Source organism: Streptomyces ziwulingensis (assembly GCF_039542605.1).
Classification (GTDB): Bacteria; Actinomycetota; Actinomycetes; order Streptomycetales; family Streptomycetaceae; genus Streptomyces; species Streptomyces ziwulingensis.
Map to the genome: position 1 here is coordinate 24,444 of NZ_BAABIG010000052.1, position 16,946 is coordinate 41,389.

The window sequence follows — 16,946 nt, forward strand, 5'->3', positions numbered from 1 at the left end:
GGTTCGCGCTGAAGCGGACCGGGAGACCGGCAGCGGAGGCACCGATGCTGTTCGAGTTCGACGCCGAGCAACGGCTGTGGCAGGACACCGTGCGCAAGGCGCTCCTCAAGGAGTGCCCGCCGGCGCTGGTCCGCGGGATCGTGGACGACGGCGCCGACGCGGCTCCGCTGTGGCGCGTCTGCACCGACCTGGGCTGGACCGAACTGACCGACCCCGCCGACATGGTCGAACTCGCCATCGTCCTGGAGGAACTGGGCCGGGTCACCGACCCGACACCCTTCCTCGCGACGATGAGCCGCTTCGCCCCCCTCGCGCCGGGATTCGACGACCCGCGGCAGTCCGGCACCGCGGTCCACACCGGGGTCACCGCCCGCCCGGCAGACGGCGGCTGGCTCCTGGAGGGCACCGCCCGCCATGTCCTGGACGGGGACCGGGCCGACCGGCTGGCCGTCGTGACCGGTGCGGGCGTCTTCGTGGTGCCCGCCACCGAGGTGACCGCGGTACGCGTCGCCGCCTTCGATCCCGTCCTGCACCTCGCGGAGGTCACCTTCCCGGGGGTGCGGGTCACCGAATGGTCCCGGACCACCGCCGATCCGGAACGGGCCCGGCACCTCGCCGTCACCGGCATGGCCCTGACCATGGTGGGCGCCTGTCGCCGGGCCCTGGAGATGGTCCTGGACCACGTGCGTGTCCGGCGCCAGTTCGACGCCCCCATCGGCTCGTTCCAAGCCGTGCAGCACAAGGCCGCCGACATGCACGTGGCGGTGGAACGCGCGCGTGCCCTCGCGTACTTCGCGGCGCTGACGATCGCCGAGAACGACCCGCGACGGCGGCTCGCCGCCTCCATGGCGAAGGCCGCGGCGGGCGAGTGCCAGGCCCTGGTGTTCCGCAACGCGGTGCAGCTCTTCGGGGCGATGGGCCACACCTGGGAGAACGACCTCCAGTTCGCCGTCAAGAGGGCGAAGGCGGGTGAGCTGATGCTCGGCGGTGCCGCCGAGCACCGGGCGCTGATAGCCGAGGAGTGCCGTGCGACTGACCTTTGACACCGATGTCGAGACCTTCCGGGCCGAGTTCGCGGCGTTCCTGGAGGCCAACCTGCCCACCGAGGCGGAGGCCGCCGAACGGCCCCGTTCCAGCGCGCACATCCCCGCCTGGGCCAGGCGCTGGCAGCGCCTGCAGTTCGACCAGGGCTGGCTGCTACCGGGCAACCCACCGGAGTTCGGCGGCCGGCGCGCGAGCGTCATCCAGCAGTACGTGCACCTGGAGGAGTTGTCCCGGCGCCGCATCTGCCACAGTTACAACCCCCAGGGCGTCGGCATCATCGCCGCCTCGCTGCTCTCCTTCGGCACCGACGAGCAGAAACACCGCTGGGCCGTGCCCGTCCTGCGCGCCGAGATCACCGCCGCCCTCGGCATGAGCGAGCCCGGTGCCGGCAGCGACCTCGCCTCCCTGCGCACCCGCGCCGAGCGCGACGGCGACCACTTCGTCGTCAACGGGCAGAAGGTGTGGACCTCGGGTGCCCACGACGCCGACGTCCTGCTCACCTTCGTCCGCACCGACCCCGACGCCCCCAAGCACAAGGGGATCAGCGTGCTGCTGATCCCCACCGACACCCCCGGGGTCACCCGACGCCCCTTCGCCTCCTACACCGCCGCCGACGACAAGGACTTCAACGAGGTCTTCTTCGAGGACGTCCGGGTCCCGGCCGGCCACCTGGTCGGACCGCTCAACCAGGGCTGGCGGGTGGCGAGCGGCTCCCTCGGACACGAGCGGACCCTGATGTGGCTGGGCGAGGCCGAACGGATGGCCCGGGCCGTCGGGGACTTCCGTCCGGCCACGCCGCTGCAGAAGGACTGGTACGCCACCCTCGTCATGGACCTGCAGGCGTTGCGGCTGCTCGGCTCGGCCGCCCTGGCGCGCGCCGCGCGCGGCGAACAGGACGTGCCCGCCCTGTCGGTACTGAAGGTGCTCGGCTCGGAAGGCTCGCAGCGGGCTCTGGAACGGGCTCTGGAGGCGGCCGGCCCGGACGGCCTGGACATGTCCGCCACCACCGCGCCCTACCACCACATGGGCTTCGACGACGACTGCCGCGGCTGGTTCAACCGGTACGCCCGCAGCTTCGGCGGCACCATCGCCGGAGGCACGTCCGAGATCCAGCGGGGCATCATCGCCGAGCGCGTGCTCGGCCTGCCCCGGCGGTAGGACCCCGTGGCGGTGGGTGGGGGGCGGGACGGTGACGCGGTCCCGCCCCCCACCGTCACGAGGCCGCCGACGCCCGGTGGCCGGGTGATGCTCAGGTGTCGATCAGCCGGGCGAGGTTGCCCCCCATGATCTTGGCCTGGTCGGACTCGTTCATGCCCTGGAGCGCGTCGATGTAGGACACCGGGTCGGCCAGCCCCTCGGGGTGGGGGTAGTCGGAGCCGAACAGCACCCGTTCCGCACCGATGACACCGGCCAGTTCGGCCATGTCCTCCTCCCAGAACGGGCTGATGTGGATACGTGAGGTGACCGCCTCCACCGGGTCGCCCAGAAAGCCCCGCGGCTGCTTCTTGTAGACGTCGGTGAGCTGGTCGAGCAGCGGCGCCAGCCAGGAGGACCCGTTCTCGATGACCGAGATCTTGAGGTCCGGGAAGCGGAACAGCGCCCCGTGGCAGACCCAGGAGGCCACCGCGTCGGTGACCGGCCGCCACTCGCCCAGCATCCGGAAGACCTGCGCCTGGAAGGGCGTCATCTCCCGCTGCTTGCCCTCCCACTCGCTCGCGTAGCGGGAGTAGCCGCTGTCGGAGGAGTGCATGCTGACGAGCACCCCGGCCTCCTCCACGAGCTGCCAGAAGGGGTCGAACTCCGGCAGCGCGAACGACCGTGACCCGCCGAGGCCGGGCACCGGCGCGGGCCGGACCAGGATGGCCCGGGCCCCCCGCTCCAGGCACCACTCCAGCTCGGCGATCGCCTTGTCCACGATCGGCAGGCTGATGACGGGCGTGGTGTAGATCCGGTCCTTGTGGTTGAACTGCCAGGTCTCGTGCAGCCACTGGTTGAGGGAGTGGACGACCACGTGGATCAGTTCCGGGTCGTCCCGCATCCGTTCCTCGATCAGGCTGGCCAGCGTCGGGAACATCAGCGTGCGCTGGATGCCCAGCTCGTCCATGAGTTCCAGACGCGGTGCGGGCTCGTGGAACGCGGGGATCGACTTCATCGGCTTGCCGAACAGCTCCCGGTGCGACTTCCCCTCCGGATTGCCGTTGCGGAAGTACTCCTCCCAGGCGCCCGGCCGGGCCACGACCTCGAAGGTCGGGTTGGGGATGTAGTCGCTGATCCGGCCCCGGATCGCGATCTTGGTACGGCCGTCGACCTGCACGTACTGGATCGCACTGGCGTACTTCTCCGGGAGGTGCCGGGTCAGCGCCTCCGGGGGCTCGTACAGGTGATTGTCCGCGTCGAAGAGCGGGAACGGCAGCGTGCGCGACGCCATGGGATTCTCCTTTGCCGCAGGTGAGAAGTAGGTGGTCGATGTCGGGCTAAGCGATGACTTTCCGGAGTCTGAACTTCTGGATCTTGCCGCTCGGGGTGCGGGGGAAGTCCTCGACCGCGTGCAGTTCCTCGGGCCACTTCTGCCGGGCCAGGCCGGCCCGCTCGAAGTGGCGGCGCACCTCGTCGAGGGTGGGCAGGGTGTGACCGGGACGCAGCCGCAGGAAGGCCGCGACGTGCTCGCCGAGCCGGGCGTCCGGAGCGGCCACCGCGGCGGCCTCCGCCACGGCGGGCAGGGTGAGCAGGCTCTCCTCGACCTCCAGCGCGCTGACGTTCTCGCCGCCCCGAATGATCACGTCGGCCTTGCGGTCGGTGATCGTGAGGTAGCCGTCCTCGTCGAGCGAACCGATGTCACCCGTGCGGTACCAGCCGTCGGCGTCGATCGTCCGCGCCGTCAGGTCCGGGTCGGTGTAGCCCAGACACAGGTCCGGGCCCCGGCTGAGTATCTCGCCGTCCTCGGCCAGCCGGAACTCGACTCCCGGCAGCGCCTGGCCGTCCGTGAAGAGCCGTTTGGGCTCCGGCGCGGTGGGCCGGGAGGCGGTGATCGAGGGGTGCTCGGTGCTGCCGTACGCGCGGAAGACGCGGATCCCCAGGCCGGCGAGCCGGGTGGTGACGGCGGCCGGAACCGCCGCGCCGCCGAGTCCGGCGTATCTCATGTGCCGCAGGTGCCGGGGGGTGAAGGCGGCGTGGTCGAGGAGGCTGGTGACGTAGTAGGGAGCGCCGCCGCCGATGTGCAGGTCGTGCCGGGTCATCAGCTCCAGTACCCGGCCCGGGTCCCACACGTCGGTGAGGTGGACCGGGGTCGCCTCCAGCACCGGGATCAGGAAGGCGTTCACCATGCCGATGAAGTGGCCGACGGGGGCCGCGGTCAGTTGGGTGCCCCGGTCGGGCGGGTAGGCCGCCGCCAGTTGACGGGTCTCGTGGCCGAGGGTGCGATGGCTGTGGACCACACCCTTCGGGTCCCGGGTCGTGCCGGAGGTGAAGGCGATCAGGGCGGGGTGTGCCGGGTCGGCCGGGAGTGTTCCGGGCAGTGGGGTGTCGCTCAGGAGGTCGTCGAAGGCTTCGACGGGTGGCCGTCGTCGCGCGGTGTCGCCCACCACGCCCACCACGGGGACGTCGGCACACAGGTCGGGCTGGAACTCCAGGCGCCCGAACCGCCCGGTGCCGATGAAGACGTCCGGCTCGACCGAGCGAAGAATGTAGCCGACCTCCTTGCGGCCGTAGAAGTGGACGATGGGGACCACGACCGCGCCGAGGAAGGCGGACGCCCAGAAGACCGCGGCCGCCTCCTGCCAGTTGGGCAACTGGAAGGCGATGGTGTCCCCGACGCCCACGCCGCGCTCGCGCAGTCCGGCGGCGAGTCTGCGCGCGGTGTGCTCGACGTCCCGGAAGGTCCCCGACCACGGCCGCGCGGCCGAGTGCACCCGGAAGACGGTGTCGGGCGCCGCGGCCACTCCCCGTGCCAGCAGGTCACCGATCGTCTCCCTGGTCCACCAGCCCTCCGCCTCGTAGCGCTCGACCAGCTCTGCGGGGATCTTTCGCATAGGTGCTCCCTCCAGTACGGCGGGCGGCTCCGCGAGATCGGCGCGGGTGGAGGCCCGCTCGACGGGGGTTCAGCCCTCTGTCGTGATGGCGCGTTCCGGGCAGCCCGCCGCCGCGTCGCGCACCGCTGCCTCGAGACCGGTGGGGATGTCGGCGAGTCGGACGACCGCGTAACCGTCGTCGCCGAGGTCGAACACGTCGGGGCAGACCGTGCAGCAGACCGCGTGGCCGCGGCAGCGGTCCTCGTCGACGGACGCCTTCATGACGGGCTCCCTTGCGCGCGCGAGAACTCCAGGTGGAGCTGGGTCAGCCCGCGCAGGATGTACGTCGGCAGGTACCGGTAGCGACGGTCCGTGCGGGGGCCGTGCGCGGATTCCGAGATCCTGATGTCCGTGGTGCGGGCGAGGAGGCGCGCGAGGGCCACGCGGGCCTCGGTCCGGGCGAGGGGCGCACCGGGGCAGGTGTGGATGCCGCGGCCGAACGCCAGGTGGTGACGGGCGTTGCCGCGGGCGGGATCGAAGGTGGCGGGGTTCTCGAAGCGGCCGGGGTCCCGGTTCGCGGCCCCGTTCACGATCATGAGCGTGGTGCCGGCGGGGATCTCCACACCGCCCACCGCGGTCGCTACCCGGGAGAGCCGGAAGTCGCCCTTCACCGGGCTCTCCGTGCGCAGGGACTCCTCGACGAAGTTGGGGACACGGCCGGGTTCGGCCCGCAACAGCGCCTGGAGGTCCGGCTGTTCGGCCAGTACCTTCACCGCGGAGCCGAGCAGGCGGACCGTGGTCTCCTGTCCGGCGGAGAACAGGTTGGCCGCGACGCGCACGGCGTCGGCCACCTCGGGCAGGCTGCCGTCGGGGAAGGTCGCGGTGGCGAGTCCGGTGAGCACATCGTCGCGGGGATCGCGGCGCCGGTCGTCGATGTAGGCGGTGAACCGCGTGTACAGGAACTCCAGCGGTGAGTGCGCCAACGTGTCGTCGCCGGTGCTGCCGACGGCCCCGCCGGCCGCGGGCCCGCGCTGGAGACGGTCGAGGAACTCCTCACGGTCCTCCTCCGGCACACCGAGCAGGTCGGCGATGACCAGCAGGCTGAAGGGCCCGGCGAACCCGCTGATGAACTCGCCCTCTCCCCGGGCCAGATAGCCGTCCAGCAGGGTGTCGGCGATGTCCCAGACGGCCTCCTCGTTCTGCTTGAGCCGTTTCGGCGTGATCAGCCGCATGAGCAGTGCGCGGTGAGCGGTGTGCTCGGGCGGATCGAGCGTCGGCAACTGGTCGCTCATCGGCAGTTCGTCCCGGTGCCGTGCGATGAGGTCGCTGACGTCGTCGCCTTCGAGCGGGACGGGGAATCCGGGGAAGGGGCCGGTCACCGAGAGACAGGAGGAGAAGGTCCGCGGATCCTGCAGCACCTCGACCGCTTCCTCGTACCCGGTCACCATCATCACGCCGTGGTGCGGTTCCCGCTGCACGGGGCACCGCGCGCGCAACTCGTCGAGGTAGGGGTACGGATCCGCCACCAGGGCGTCGTCCCGGAAGAAGTCGGGCGGCGTGGCGGAGGCGTCCGGCCCGGGCGGGGTCCGGCGGCCCCCCTCGCGCGGCCGCGGCGGGCTTGGGGTCCGGCTCTCGGCTTCCCTGCTGTCGGGGTTATCGGGCTTGTCGGGCTTGTCGGGGCGCACCGCTGATCCGCCTCCCAGAGGTCGTCCGTTCGTGGCACGGAGCGTGAGAAACAAGTTATTGATACAGAGAATGTAGTTACCAGTAAGCGATAACGCTAGTTCCACACCTGGGCCGGATCCGACGGTGTGGTGACCGCGTCCACGAGACCCCAGGCCAGCGCCTGCGGTGCGGTGAGCGTGGCGCCCGACAGCGCGAGGTAGGCGGTGCGCTCCCGGCCGATGCGGACGGGAAGGCTCGCGGTTCCTCCCGCGCCGGGGATCAGGCCCATGCCGATCTCGGGCAGCCGGATCACGGTGTCCGGGGCGGCCACCACCCGGCCCGCGAACGCCGCCAGTTCGATGCCCGCGCCCACACAGGCGCCCCGCAGGTGGACGGTCACCTTGGCGGCACACCGCAGGAGCAGCGCCGCGGGACTGCGGCTCACCCGCACCCGGTGCGCCTGCGCCGGGTCCTGGGAGGTGCCGAACTCGGCGAGGTCACCTCCACCGCAGAAGGCGGGCCCGCTGCCGCACAGATCGACGCGGGTGAGGGACGGGTCGGCCACGGCGACCTCAAGGGCCTCGCACAGTGCGTCCCGGCCGGCGGCGTCGAAGGCGTTGCGCACCCAGGGGCGGTCCAGGGTGACGGTCAGGCGGTCGCCGTCGCGGTGCAGCCGGACCGGGGTCGCGGCGGGGCGGGGTGCGCGGGGGCGGGCCGCGGCCAGCCAGGCACGGAACCCCGCGCCGCCCTGAAGGGTGGAGTAGGCGAGGGACTCGACGAGGAGCCGGTCGGACGGTGCCAGCGAGGGACCCATCCGCAGCACCTGCGCCAGGGCGGCCGAGGCGGCCGGCTGCCGCGCGGCAGCCTCCTCCAAACGGCGGGCGGTGGCGTGCGGATCGGCGCACGCCACCCAGGGGCGGGGCGCGTCGAAGGCCCCGGTCAACAGGATGTCGAAGTCACCCGGGTCCTGCCTCGGCCGGGCCGCGACGGCCACCCGGACCAGGTCCGGCGGCGCGGGCGGCGGCGCGGGCCGCAGCGCTCCCGCCGGGAGATCCAGGTCGACCACGTGGAGGGGGGACCCCAAGGCCGCCTGAGGAGGGTTTCCCCGCCTCGTGGCGGGTGCCGAGGGGGACCTCGGCACCCCTGGCTCCCCGGACGGCGAGGGCGGCCACGAGCCGCTCATGCCCAGTCCGGCGCGCGCGGGCCGCCCCGGTCGCCCGCTCCGATCCCGGGCGTGCGGCTCGTGTCCTGGAGCGTCGTGTCGCACGGCGGGGCTCCGTTCAGTCGCGGCGGTCGGCGGCCGGCAGGCGCAGCAGCCGCTTGGCGATGATGTTCCGCTGGATCTGCGACGTTCCGCCGTACACGGACGCGGCCCTGGAGTAGAGGTAGTCGCCGAAGACGTCCCCGCCCTCCCCGTGCAGTTCCTCGGGGAACACCTTCAGTGCCGTCTCGTACAGCCGCTGCTCCGCCCGGGTCATCAGCAGCTTGTCGACGGACGACTCCGCTCCCGCGGTCTTCCCGGCGAGGCGTTCGGCGGTGCGGCGGCGGGCGTGGGCGACGAGGACCTGGTAGTCCACGACACACCTGCCGATCTCGGACCGGAGCCCGTCGGGAAGACGGCCGCGGCGCTCGTGCGCGTGGCGGCGCAACCGCTCGACGAGCCGGCCGTACTTCGGCAGGTGCCCGGTGTCGAGTGCGTTGCGCTCGTACGCCACGGTGGTCATCGCCAGTGCCCAGCCGTCGCCCTCGGCGCCGATCCGCTCGGACTCCGTGAGACGGACGTCGTCGAGGAAGAGTTCGCAGAACTCGTCGTCGCCGTTGGCCGCGCGCAGCGGCCGTACGGTCACTCCGGGGCGGTCCAGGGGCAGCACGAACGCCGAGAGCGAGGCGTGTGGGGAAGCGGCGTCACCGGTGCGGGCGAGCAGGAGGCAGAGGTCGGAGTGCTGGGCGTAACTGGTCCACAGCTTCTGGCCGTTGACGATGTAGCGGCCCTCGGGAGCGCGGTCGGCGCGGGTGCTCAGGCCGGCCAGGTCCGAGCCCGCGCCCGGCTCGCTGAAGCCCTGGCACCAGGTGTCGTCGCCGGCGAGCATGCGCGGCAGCAGGCGTCGGCGCTGCTCCTCGGAGCCGAACTCCAGGAGCACATGGGCGAGGTAGCCGATGCGCGGGACGCCGGGAGCGCCCCGGGCCCCCAGTTCGTCGCTGACCGCCACCTGGTGCAGGGAGGTCAGCCCGCGTCCGCCGTAGGACTCCGGCACGTCGAGGCCGACCCAGCGGCCGGAGTGCAGCATCCGGTGCCAGCGGTGCAGGTGGACGGCGGCCGGCTCGTCGGCGCCCCGCTCGGGAAGCGGGTTCCCGGCCAGCCATGCGCGGAAGTCGCGACGCAGGTGTTCCAGGTCGGCCCGGTCGCCGAAATCCAGCGGACGGTCGGTCATCGCGTCGCCTCCGGTGCGGCCAGGGCGGCCGCCGTGTCCGGCGTGCGGGTGCCGGCCGGCACCTCCGGGTCCGGTACGGCCAGGGCGGTCAGGAGATCGGTGGTGGTGGCGAGCACCGTCGCCCCCACGAGGACCCTGCGGAGGTAGAGGTGGGCGACGTGCTCCCAGGTCTGCGCGATGCCGCCGAAGACCTGCATGCCCGCGTACACGGCCTCGACCGCCGAGGTGTTGACCTCGGCCTTGGCCACGCGGGCCGCCGTCAGCGCCCGCCCCGGTGGCTCGTGGTCCAGACACCAGGCGGCGTACCGGGTGGCGCTGGCGCACGCCTCCACGAGGACCGTGGCGTCGGCGAGCAGATGCTGTACGGCCTGGAAGGAACCGATCCGCCGTCCGTACTGCCGGCGTTCGCGGGCGTGGCCCACGCTCAGTTCGACGAAGGAGCGGGCCGCGCCGACGAGTTCGGCGGAGACCATCACCAGCGCGTACGCCTGCCAGTGCCGCCGCGCCTCGGGCGTCAGCCGCCCGACGCTCGCCCCGCCGCCCGGGACGGCCCGGACACCGCGCAGCGGATCGGCGGTCGGCGCGGGCGGCCCCGGGACGACGTGCCGCACGATTCCCTCCGGGTCCACCGCCAGTGCGTGGTCGGCTCCGTCGCCGTCCCACGCCACGAGCGGTGCCGGGTGCGGCCCCGGGAAACGCAGGTCCCGGGCCAGGGCGATCGTCGGCCGTGCCGTGGTGGCCGGCGCTCCGAGCAGGCGCAGCAGTTCCGGGGCGAGCAGGGCGGTGCCGAGCAGGGACGTGGTCAGGGGCTGTCCGCCGTGCTCCTCGGCGAGCAGCGCGCACTCCTGCGCCGTCGCGGCGGGCGGGGAGGCGCGGCGCAGGTCCGCGAGGCCCAGTTCGTCCAGCGCCTCCTGTGCGGCCGCGCGGGTCCGCGGTGCGATCTCGTCGGCGGAGCCGACCCGGTACCGGGTGGCGAAGGACCGCAGCGCGCCGCGGACCAGCGAGAACTCCTCGGGTTCCATGCTCAGTCCTCCTCGGGTACGGCCGCCTCGGGTGCGGCGGGCCGGCGGTGTGCGCGGGAGGCCAGGCCGCCGGCGATGCGGATGTGGTCGGGGCTGGTCATCGTGGACCGTTCGGCCAGCAGGGCGGCCTCCATGCCGCCGCGCGAGACCTGCTCGACCACCGTTCCCAGTGCCGCCTTGGTGGCGCGCAGCGCCTCCGCGGGCTGGGCGGCGAGCCGGCGGGCCAGCGCGAGCGCCTCCCGCATCAGGTCCGCTCCGGCGACGACCCGGTTGGCGAGCCCCAGGTCGACCGCCGTGGCCGCCGGGATCCGGTCCCCGGTGAACAGGTACTCCTTGACCCGCAGCAGACTGGTGAGCAACGGCCACAGGGTGACGCCTCCGTCACCGGCCACCAGACCGACGGACACGTGCGGGTCGGCGAGGTAGGCGTCCTCGGCCATCAGTACCAGGTCACACCCCAGCGCCAGGCTGCAACCGAGCCCCACCGCAGGCCCGTTGACCGCGGCGATCACCGGAAGCGGGAAGCGGATCATGTCGGTCTGGATGGTCCGGTCGAGCCGGATCGACCGCTCCCGCAGCTCCGCGTCGTGGTGATGGCGGAGCAGATGGTCGAAGTCGCCGCCCGCGCTGAACGCCCGTCCCGCCCCGGTCAGGACGACCGCCCGTGCCCCCGGGTCGCCCGCCAGTTCCCGCCAGACCTCGGACAGCCGTCGGTGCAGTTCCTCCGAGACGCCGTTGAGGCGCTCGGGCCGGTTCATCGTGACGACGCGGATGTCGCCGTCGGCGGCCACGGTCAGGACGGGGCTGGCGTCGCTCATGCCGCGATGGTAGTTAAGGTCGGACCGAAACTGTCAATGGTGTTGCTGAAAAGCGAGAATGATATTCTCGTCACTGGTGATGCCGAGCTCACGCGGGAGGACGCAGGCCATGGACCAGATCCTGTACGAGGCGGAGGACGGCGTCGCCGTCATCACGCTGAACCGCCCTGAGGCCGCCAACGCCCAGACCATGGCCCTCCTCGACGATCTCGACGCCGCCTGGACGCGCGCGGCCCGGGACGAGGAGGTCCGCGTGGTCGTACTGCGGGCCAACGGCCGTCACTTCTCCGCCGGGCACGATCTGAAGGACCGCTGGCCCGGCCCCGGTGAGATCACCCTGGAGTGGATCTACGACGCGGAGACGCGCCGCTATCTGGAGTACTCGCTGAAGTGGCGGAACATTCCCAAGCCCACCATCGCGGCGGTCCAGGGCAAGTGCATCGCCGCCGGTCTGATGCTGTGCTGGCCCTGTGACCTGATCGTGGCCGCGGAGAACGCGGAGTTCTCCGACCCGGTGGTGCACATGGGCATCGGCGGGGTCGAGTACCACGGGCACACCTGGGAGCTGGGCCCGCGCAAGGCGAAGGAGATCCTGTTCACCGGCCGGCCGCTCACCGCCCGGGAGGCCGAGCGGGTGGGCATGGTCAACAAGGTGGTCCCGCCGGACGAACTCGACGGCTCGGCCCGCGAGCTGGCGGCGCGCATCGCGCGGATGCCGCCCTTCGGGCTGCGCCAGGCCAAACGGGCCGTCAACCAGACCATGGACGTCCAGGGCTTCTACGCGGCCCTCCAGTCCGTCTTCGACATCCACCAGACCGGGCACGGCAACGCGCTCAGCGTGGACGGCTTCCCGATCCTGACCCGGCTCGACGCCATGAAGCAGCACATCGAGCGGGGCTGAGGGGCACGGGCGCCGAGGACCGTCCCGACGGGGGAGAGCCCGTGCCGGAGTCCAGGCGGCTCCGGCACGGGCTCCTCGGTGTTCCGGGTTCTCAGCCGGCCTCCGCCCCGTCGGGATCGGGGCCCGGTGCGAGTCCGGGGTCCAGCTCCACCTCGAAGGTGTTGAACGCCATCGCCAGCAGTCCGTAGGCGCCCACCGTGAACACGAAGTCGAGGAGCTGCCGTGCGTCCAGCTTCCTCGCCAGCTCCGCGTAGGTGGCGTCGGAGAGCGCGGAGGAGGTGTCCAGCTCGTCGACGGCGCGGTTCACCAGGGTGCCGGCTCCGGTCCTTACCTGCTCCAACTCCTCCTCGCTCACCCCCGCCCGGCGGCCGATCAGTACGTGCTGTGCCCACTCGTAGCGACACCCGCGGCGCCGGGCCACCCGCAGAATGGCCAGTTCGCGCATCTTGTCGGGCAGCGAGTTGCGGGCCAGCAGATGGGTGTTGAAGGTCAGGAACGCCTCGGCGAGGGCCGGATGGTGGACCAGCAGCCCCAGGGCGTTCGACGGGGGCGCCTTCCGGCCGCCCGTCAACGGGCGCAGGGCGTCGGCGTCCCACTCCTCGTACGGGACGGGGGGCAGCCTCGTCATGTGTTGCGGCCCCCGTTCACACCGATGATCTGCCCGGTGATGTACCCGGCCTCCTCGCTCACCAGAAACGCGCAGGTCGCGGCGATGTCCTCGGGGCGGCCCACCCGGCGTACCGGGGTGCGCGCGATGTGCTCCTCCACGGTGCCGCCGAGCCGCTGCCGCTGCTCCGCGGTGCGCAGCATCGGGGTGTCGATGAAGCCGGGCGGTACCGCGTTGACGGTGATTCCGCGCGGGCCGAGTTCCAGCGCGAGGGACTTCGTCAGCCCGTTCACCGCGGATTTGGCGGCGACGTAGTGGGCCATGAAGGGCTGCCCCGAGTGCGCGCTGGACGAGGAGATGTTGACGATCCGCCCCCAGCGGCCCTCCCACATGTCCGGCAGCACCGACTGCACGCAGTGGAAGACGCCGTTGAGGTTGATGTCGACCACCCGCTGCCAGTCCGCGAAGGGCAACTCGGCGAAACGGGTGAAGCCGTCCTGTCCCGCCGCGTTGACCAGCACGGAGACCGGGCCGTAGCGCTCGCGCACCGTGTCCGCCGCCTTGTCGACCTGGGCCCGGTCGGTGACGTCGACCAGCAGGCCGTCACCGTCCTCGGTCGACGCGATGTCGAACACGGCGACGTTCAGACCTTCGGCGGCGAGTCGCCGTGCGATGGCCCGGCCGATCCCGGAGGCGCCGCCGGTGACGACGGCCGTCCGTGCCGGCGGGGCGCTCACGCCAGCGCCCCGTCGGCACGGGCAGGAGTACCGCGACGCGGCGGCCACTCGGACGTCTCGGTGCGGGGCAGTGTCCGGTGTCGGATCCCGACAATCATGTGAACATCCCTTCCGTATTCGAGAACCATATTCTCAGAGAGGCTGTGACGGGAAGTGTCGGACAGGGGGCGGGTAGTACCGCGCAGCACCCGCGCGCCGCTGTCCAGCGGCCCGTGCAGGGCAGGTTGTCCTGTCCGTAACCTTGCTTAGCTGAAACTGAGAATGTAGTTTCCGGTCAACCGAGCAAGGAGGCTGGGATGCGGTTCAAGGGCAAGGTGGCGATCGTCACCGGCGCCGGACAGGGCATCGGGGAGGGGTACGCCAGGGCGCTGGCCGCCGAGGGCGCGCGGGTAGTGGTCGCCGACCTGAACGAGGAGCGGGGGCAGCGGGTCGCCAAGGAGATCGGCGATGCCCTCTTCGTGCCCGTCGACGTGGCCGACCCCACCTCGGCACGGGCTCTCGCCGACACCGTGATCGCCGAACTCGGCCACATCGACCACCTGGTCAACAACGCCGCGATCTTCCACGACATGCGCCGCGAGGGCATCACCACCGTCGACTACGCCTACCTCGACCGCTTCCTGAAGGTGAACCTCCTCGGCGCACTGCACGTCACCCGCGCCGTTCTCCCGTATCTCAAGGACGGCGCCGCGATCGTCAACCAGTCGTCCACCGCGGCCTGGCAGGCCACCGCCTTCTACGGTCTCGCCAAGGCCGGCGTCAACCACCTCACCGCTTCCCTCGCCGCCGAACTCGGCGACCGGGGCATCCGCGTCAACGCCATCGCGCCCGGCCCCACCGACACCGGGGCGGCCCGCCACATCATCCCCGAGGAGCGCCGCGAGGCCATGGTGCGGTCCTTCGCCCTCAAACGCATGGGCACACCGGCGGATCAGGCCGGCGCCCTGCTCTTCCTCCTGTCCGACGACGCGAGCTGGATCACCGGCCAGGTCCTCGCCGTCGACGGCGGATCGGTGGTACGGCTGTGACCACCCCCCTCACGAAGTCCCAGCTCATCGACGGCAAGCTGGTCGGCGCCGAGACGACCTTCGCCTCCCACAACCCCGCGACCGGCGCCCTGCTCGGGCACGCTCCCGACGCGACGAAGGCCGACGCCGAGACCGCGATCGCCGCCGCCCGCCGCGCCTTCGACAGCACCGGCTGGTCCACGGACAAGGATCTGCGGCTGCGTTGTCTGCGCCAGCTCCACAGGGCCCTCGACACGCACCGCGAGGAGCTGCGCGAGCTGACCGTCGCCGAGGCCGGCGCACCCCGCCGGCTCACCCACGGCCCCCAGCTCGACGAGCCGATCCGCAACGTGCCGTACTACGCCGACCTGCTGGAGACGTACGACTTCACCGAGGACCTCGGCGAGGTCGAGTCACGCGGTGAGCGGCACCACCGCTGGGTGGAGAAGGAGGCGGCCGGCGTCGTCGCCGCCATCCTGCCGTACAACTACCCCAACCAGCTCGCCCTGGCCAAGCTGGCCCCCGCGCTCGCCGCCGGCTGCACGATCGTCCTGAAGGGCGCCCCGCAGACCCCCCTCACCACGCTCGCGCTCGGTGAACTCATCGCGCTGCACACCGACATCCCGCCGGGCGTGGTCAACGTCCTCAGTTCGTCCCGCGCGCAGACGGGCGAGGTGCTGACCACCCACCCGGACGTCGACGTGGTCACCTTCACCGGAGCCACCGCCACCGGCCGCCGCATCATGGCCGCCGCGGCCGGCACCGTGAAACGGGTCTTCCTCGAACTCGGCGGCAAGTCCGCCATGATCGTGCTGGAGGACGCGGACTTCACCAAGGCCGCCATGTTCGCGGCCTTCACCATCTGCTCCCACTCCGGCCAGGGATGCGCCCTCACCTCCCGCCTGCTCGTGCCGCGCGCGCACCACGACCGGATCGTGGAACTCGTCGCGGCCGGCCTGGACCAGGTGCGGGTCGGCGACCCCACCGACCCCCGGACGGCCATGGGGCCGCTCATCAGCGAGGCGCAACGCGACAAGGTCGACGGCATGGTCCGGCGGGCGGTCGCGGACGGCGCGGCCCTGGTGCGCGGCGGCGAGCGCGTCGACCCCGGCTACTTCTACCGGCCGACCCTCCTCAGCGGCGTCGACCCGGACAGCGAGATGGCCCAGGAGGAGGTCTTCGGCCCGGTGCTGTCCGTGATCCCCTTCGACGACGAGGAGGATGCGGTCCGGATCGCCAACAACTCCGCCTACGGACTGTCCGGCGCGGTGCACAGCGCCGACGAGCAGCGCGCGATCCGGCTCGCCCGGCGCATCCGCACCGGCACCTTCTCCATCAACGGCGGCAACTACTTCGCGCCCGACGTGCCCTTCGGCGGCTACAAGCAGTCCGGGATCGGCCGGGAGAGCGGCCGTTCCGGGTTCGAGGAGTTCCTGGAGGAGAAGTCCTTCGCCCGCGTGGCCGTCGCCCGGGAACGGTCATGAAGCCGCTGGAGGGCATCCGGGTCCTCGAAGTGGCCATGTACGGCTTCGTGCCCTCGGCGGGCGCCGTCCTCGCGGACTGGGGCGCCGACGTGGTGAAGGTCGAGCACGCGGTCACCGGCGACCCGCAGCGCGGACTGCGCCGGACCGGAACCTTCGAGGTGCACGGCGACCCCAATCCCCATGTCGCCCACGCCAACCGCGGCAAACGCTCCCTCGGCCTGGACATCGCGGTGCCGCAGGGGCGCGAGGTGCTGTACGAGCTGGCGCGGGACGCGGACGTCTTCCTGACCAGCTTCCTGCCCGCCTCCCGCACCCGCCTCGGCATCGACGTCGACGACATCCGGGCCGTCAACCCGGCGATCGTCTACGCCCGCGGCACCGCGCTCGGCCCCCGCGGACCGGAACACGGCAAGGGGGGCTACGACATGACCGCGTTCTGGGCCCGCGCCGGCACGGCGGCCAGCATCACCCCACCGGGAACGGACGGCATGATCAGCCCGCCCGGCCCGGCCTACGGTGACACGATCTCCGGCACCAACCTGGCCGGCGGCATCGCGGCCGCCCTGCTGCGCCGCGAACGTACCGGCGAGAGTGCCGTGGTGGACGTCTCGCTCCTGGGCAGCGGTCTGTGGGCGCTGGGCCACTCCGTCGGACTGTCCCTGCACCTCGGCCGCGGTTGGGAAGGCGTCGCGCCCAGCGCCCACGGCTCGCCCACCAACCCGCTGTCCGGTCTCTACCGGACCGCCGACGACCGCTACCTCTCCTTCGTCATGCTCCAGCCGGCGAAGTTCTGGGCCAACGTGTGCGAGTGCCTGGGCCGCCCCGACGTCGCCGGCGACCCCCGCTTCGCCACCGCCGAGTCCCTCGCCGCGCACACCGCCGACGCGGTGAAGTTCCTGCGCGAGGTGATCGCGACGCGCTCCCTCACCGAGTGGTCCGAGCGGTTCGCCGCGCTCGACGGACCCTGGGCCCCCGTCCAGGACACGCTGGGGGCCGCCGCCGACGCACAGGTACGCGCCAACGGCTACATCGCACGCGCCGGTGACCTCGAACTCGTCGCGAGCCCGGTCCAGTACGACGTGGAGGACACCCTCCTCGGCCCCGCCCCGGAATTCGCCGCGCAGACGGAGGAGATCCTCACCGAGCTCGGCTACGACTGGGACCGCATCCTCGCGCTGAAGGCGAGCGGAGCGGTCACCTGACCCGCTGCTGTCCGTCCCCT

Annotated in this window: 16 protein-coding genes; 6 read left to right on the forward strand and 10 right to left on the reverse strand. The window is 72.2% G+C overall.

Annotated elements, in window-relative coordinates:
• The first annotated feature begins 44 nt into the window (after window positions 1-44).
• Window positions 45-1,043, forward strand: coding sequence for an acyl-CoA dehydrogenase family protein (locus ABEB00_RS23365; protein ID WP_345622037.1), 999 nt, complete (start codon window positions 45-47; stop codon window positions 1,041-1,043).
• Window positions 1,027-2,202, forward strand: a complete 1,176-nt coding sequence (locus tag ABEB00_RS23370; protein ID WP_345622038.1) for an acyl-CoA dehydrogenase family protein — start codon at window positions 1,027-1,029, stop codon at window positions 2,200-2,202. Before ABEB00_RS23365 ends, ABEB00_RS23370 begins: the two co-directional genes overlap by 17 nt.
• 91 nt (window positions 2,203-2,293) lie before the next feature.
• Here the strand turns inward: ABEB00_RS23370 and ABEB00_RS23375 are convergent, their stop codons facing one another.
• The 8 genes from ABEB00_RS23375 to ABEB00_RS23410 form a co-directional block, all read right to left on the reverse strand.
• A complete protein-coding gene (locus tag ABEB00_RS23375) occupies window positions 2,294-3,472 on the reverse strand; it encodes an amidohydrolase family protein (RefSeq protein ID WP_345622039.1) in 1,179 nt (392 codons plus the stop codon).
• 46 nt (window positions 3,473-3,518) lie between these two features.
• Entirely contained in the window at window positions 3,519-5,072 is a 1,554-nt protein-coding gene (locus tag ABEB00_RS23380; RefSeq protein WP_345622040.1) for an AMP-binding protein, read from the reverse strand.
• A 69-nt stretch (window positions 5,073-5,141) separates the two neighbouring features.
• Window positions 5,142-5,333: a ferredoxin gene (locus ABEB00_RS23385; RefSeq protein ID WP_345622041.1), complete on the reverse strand. Its 192-nt coding sequence runs from the start codon at window positions 5,331-5,333 to the stop codon at window positions 5,142-5,144.
• Window positions 5,330-6,736: a cytochrome P450 gene (locus ABEB00_RS23390; RefSeq protein WP_345622042.1), complete on the reverse strand. Its 1,407-nt coding sequence runs from the start codon at window positions 6,734-6,736 to the stop codon at window positions 5,330-5,332. Before ABEB00_RS23390 ends, ABEB00_RS23385 begins: the two co-directional genes overlap by 4 nt.
• A gap of 95 nt (window positions 6,737-6,831) precedes the next feature.
• The gene (locus ABEB00_RS23395) at window positions 6,832-7,800 is read right to left on the reverse strand and encodes an enoyl-CoA hydratase/isomerase family protein (protein ID WP_345622043.1); all 969 of its coding nucleotides are present in this window, start codon (window positions 7,798-7,800) and stop codon (window positions 6,832-6,834) included.
• A 196-nt stretch (window positions 7,801-7,996) separates the two neighbouring features.
• Entirely contained in the window at window positions 7,997-9,148 is a 1,152-nt protein-coding gene (locus tag ABEB00_RS23400) for an acyl-CoA dehydrogenase family protein (RefSeq protein ID WP_345622044.1), read from the reverse strand.
• Window positions 9,145-10,170, reverse strand: a complete 1,026-nt coding sequence (locus ABEB00_RS23405) for an acyl-CoA dehydrogenase family protein (RefSeq protein WP_345622045.1) — start codon at window positions 10,168-10,170, stop codon at window positions 9,145-9,147. The genes ABEB00_RS23400 and ABEB00_RS23405 overlap by 4 nt, the downstream gene beginning before the upstream one ends.
• Window positions 10,171-10,172: 2 nt before the next feature.
• Complete coding sequence (locus ABEB00_RS23410) at window positions 10,173-10,988, reverse strand: enoyl-CoA hydratase/isomerase family protein (RefSeq protein WP_345622047.1); 816 nt, start codon at window positions 10,986-10,988, stop codon at window positions 10,173-10,175.
• A gap of 109 nt (window positions 10,989-11,097) precedes the next feature.
• On the opposite strand from ABEB00_RS23410, the gene ABEB00_RS23415 reads away from it, so the two are divergent.
• A complete protein-coding gene (locus ABEB00_RS23415; protein ID WP_345622049.1) occupies window positions 11,098-11,889 on the forward strand; it encodes an enoyl-CoA hydratase in 792 nt (263 codons plus the stop codon).
• Window positions 11,890-11,980: 91 nt separating this feature from the next.
• Here ABEB00_RS23415 and ABEB00_RS23420 read toward each other — a convergent pair whose 3' ends face one another.
• Complete coding sequence (locus ABEB00_RS23420) at window positions 11,981-12,517, reverse strand: carboxymuconolactone decarboxylase family protein (RefSeq protein ID WP_345622050.1); 537 nt, start codon at window positions 12,515-12,517, stop codon at window positions 11,981-11,983.
• Window positions 12,514-13,233: an SDR family NAD(P)-dependent oxidoreductase gene (locus ABEB00_RS23425; protein WP_345622051.1), complete on the reverse strand. Its 720-nt coding sequence runs from the start codon at window positions 13,231-13,233 to the stop codon at window positions 12,514-12,516. Before ABEB00_RS23425 ends, ABEB00_RS23420 begins: the two co-directional genes overlap by 4 nt.
• Before the next feature lie 296 nt (window positions 13,234-13,529).
• Here ABEB00_RS23425 and ABEB00_RS23430 point away from each other — a divergent pair, with 296 nt between their 5' ends.
• The 3 genes from ABEB00_RS23430 to ABEB00_RS23440 are packed head-to-tail and all read left to right on the forward strand — an operon-like array spanning window position 13,530 to window position 16,926.
• The gene (locus ABEB00_RS23430) at window positions 13,530-14,261 is read left to right on the forward strand and encodes an SDR family oxidoreductase (RefSeq protein ID WP_345622052.1); all 732 of its coding nucleotides are present in this window, start codon (window positions 13,530-13,532) and stop codon (window positions 14,259-14,261) included.
• A complete protein-coding gene (locus ABEB00_RS23435; RefSeq protein WP_345622053.1) occupies window positions 14,258-15,724 on the forward strand; it encodes an aldehyde dehydrogenase family protein in 1,467 nt (488 codons plus the stop codon). The genes ABEB00_RS23430 and ABEB00_RS23435 overlap by 4 nt, the downstream gene beginning before the upstream one ends.
• Window positions 15,721-16,926, forward strand: a complete 1,206-nt coding sequence (locus ABEB00_RS23440) for a CaiB/BaiF CoA transferase family protein (protein ID WP_345622054.1) — start codon at window positions 15,721-15,723, stop codon at window positions 16,924-16,926. Before ABEB00_RS23435 ends, ABEB00_RS23440 begins: the two co-directional genes overlap by 4 nt.
• Window positions 16,927-16,946 lie beyond the last annotated feature (20 nt).

What these genes read in the sequence shown, in the direction of transcription:
- ABEB00_RS23365 (WP_345622037.1), top strand. Translation starts at nt 45, where the DNA reads ATGCTGTTCGAGTTCGACGCCGAGCAACGGCTGTGGCAGGACACCGTG.
- ABEB00_RS23375 (WP_345622039.1), bottom strand. Translation starts at nt 3,472, where the DNA reads ATGGCGTCGCGCACGCTGCCGTTCCCGCTCTTCGACGCGGACAATCAC.
- ABEB00_RS23380 (WP_345622040.1), bottom strand. Translation starts at nt 5,072, where the DNA reads ATGCGAAAGATCCCCGCAGAGCTGGTCGAGCGCTACGAGGCGGAGGGC.
- ABEB00_RS23385 (WP_345622041.1), bottom strand. Translation starts at nt 5,333, where the DNA reads ATGAAGGCGTCCGTCGACGAGGACCGCTGCCGCGGCCACGCGGTCTGC.
- ABEB00_RS23400 (WP_345622044.1), bottom strand. Translation starts at nt 9,148, where the DNA reads ATGACCGACCGTCCGCTGGATTTCGGCGACCGGGCCGACCTGGAACAC.
- ABEB00_RS23405 (WP_345622045.1), bottom strand. Translation starts at nt 10,170, where the DNA reads ATGGAACCCGAGGAGTTCTCGCTGGTCCGCGGCGCGCTGCGGTCCTTC.
- ABEB00_RS23410 (WP_345622047.1), bottom strand. Translation starts at nt 10,988, where the DNA reads ATGAGCGACGCCAGCCCCGTCCTGACCGTGGCCGCCGACGGCGACATC.
- ABEB00_RS23415 (WP_345622049.1), top strand. Translation starts at nt 11,098, where the DNA reads ATGGACCAGATCCTGTACGAGGCGGAGGACGGCGTCGCCGTCATCACG.
- ABEB00_RS23420 (WP_345622050.1), bottom strand. Translation starts at nt 12,517, where the DNA reads ATGACGAGGCTGCCCCCCGTCCCGTACGAGGAGTGGGACGCCGACGCC.
- ABEB00_RS23430 (WP_345622052.1), top strand. Translation starts at nt 13,530, where the DNA reads ATGCGGTTCAAGGGCAAGGTGGCGATCGTCACCGGCGCCGGACAGGGC.
- ABEB00_RS23440 (WP_345622054.1), top strand. Translation starts at nt 15,721, where the DNA reads ATGAAGCCGCTGGAGGGCATCCGGGTCCTCGAAGTGGCCATGTACGGC.